This window comes from Helicobacter vulpis (assembly GCF_003660395.1).
GTDB classification, from domain to species: Bacteria; Campylobacterota; Campylobacteria; order Campylobacterales; family Helicobacteraceae; genus Helicobacter; species Helicobacter vulpis.
In genome coordinates, this window is sequence record NZ_QXQT01000074.1 from 1 (window position 1) to 789 (window position 789).

1 pseudogene is annotated in these 789 nt (G+C 43.0%); it reads right to left on the reverse strand.

What is annotated here, in order from left to right:
- Window positions 1-154: 154 nt before the first annotated feature.
- A pseudogene (locus EAO38_RS09040) lies at window positions 155-789 on the reverse strand (hypothetical protein); the annotation flags it as partial.

Below are 789 nucleotides of genomic sequence, written 5' to 3' on the forward strand. Positions count from 1 at the left end.
CAATACTTAAGCCCTCATTTTTTAAGGCTCTTAAAGCTTTATAGTCCTCTTGGGTGTAAAGCTTGAGATCGCCTAAACCCTGATTGATAGCTATCATCTGTTTTCTCACATTTTCTAGCAAGGGTTTAGCTTCTTTAATGGTGAGTTTCTTGTTCTATTTATCTTGTGGAGCAAAGATGGTAACAAGGTCTATGAGTGTGGCTTCTAGTTCTATGTTATGGTCTTTGAGCTTTTGGTTTTCTTGAGTTAAAGTGGTGTTAGCTTGTTGTAGCGTGGCATGGGCTTGTTCTAGGCTAGTCTTGTCTTGTTTGAGGGTGTATAACTCTGCTTGGGTGTTCTTGGCACTTGCTTGTATGTCTTGGATTTGTGCTTGGTAGGTTGCAACTTCTTTGGCTTGATTGTCCTTTAGGGCAATCCGCTTGGCTTTCTCTTGCTCCATGAGTTGTGCGTAAGCTCTAGGCTCAATGCGTTTTGTGCCACTGATACGCTTTGCTATCCCCCTTTGCATGTCTAGGATGGTTGCCACCTCTGTTTGCATTTGCCCCAAAGCTCTAGGTTTTTGCAATTTACCCCTAAACAAACTCTTGCCCGTGTTCTTATCAAGAGTAACAAACTCCATATGGGCGTGGTAGTTGATCTGCTCTTTGCCTTCGGTATCTACATGCCCCTCATCTCTATGGATGGCGATTTGGTAGCATTGAAAGCCGTATTTGGCTTTAAAGTGGTCTGCTAGGATTTCTAGCTCTTGCATGGTGGTTGTTTCTTTGATATTGACAACAGCACTCCACA